This is a genomic window from Nitratireductor sp. GCM10026969 (genome assembly GCF_042660605.1).
Classification (GTDB): Bacteria; Pseudomonadota; Alphaproteobacteria; order Rhizobiales; family Rhizobiaceae; genus Chelativorans.
This window is the reverse complement of the sequence record NZ_JBHSUM010000342.1, coordinates 1-510: the sequence shown is the minus strand read 5'-3', so window position 1 is coordinate 510 and position 510 is coordinate 1. Positions and strand designations below refer to the sequence as shown.

Genomic DNA, 510 nt, shown 5'->3' with positions numbered 1-510 from the left:
GGTGACGCCGGACCGGCTGGAGTTCTGGCAGGGCCGCCCCAGCCGGCTGCATGACCGGGTGCAGTATTCCCTGCTGGAAGACGGCGGCTGGAAGATCGCTCGGCTGGCGCCCTGAGCCCGCCCGGGTGAGAACAACTCATTGATATCATGCGCTTTACGCATATTCAAAAAACCGCAACCATCTCAAATTAGACAGTTTGTCCGCTTTTATAGCGATTTGGATGTTGCCGCATCACAACAAGCCGCATCGGGATGGTGCGGCTTTTCATTTTCTTGATGTTTCCCTCTCTTCTCCTTGTCTACCAAGGATTCGACGCCCCGCTTTGATTTTGGTCATGCCCGTCGCCGGCAATCGCCAGGCAACTGGCACTTAGAACAGATGCATATCAAGGCGGAAAAACCAATACATAATTTATGCATTTGGCAAGTGGTCGTCAGAACAAACCAAGCCAACGTCCTCTGATTTCAGCAATTCCTTTCCCATGCTCAGAGCGACGTCCCATGTCGGGA

At 53.3% G+C, this 510-nt stretch carries 1 protein-coding gene; it reads left to right on the top strand.

Going from position 1 to position 510, the window contains the following annotated elements; genetic code table 11:
- Position 1 precedes the first annotated feature (1 nt).
- Positions 2 to 115, top strand: a complete 114-nt coding sequence (locus ACFP9U_RS25410) for a pyridoxine 5'-phosphate oxidase C-terminal domain-containing protein (RefSeq protein WP_378625685.1) — start codon at positions 2 to 4, stop codon at positions 113 to 115.
- Positions 116 to 510: the final 395 nt, after the last annotated feature.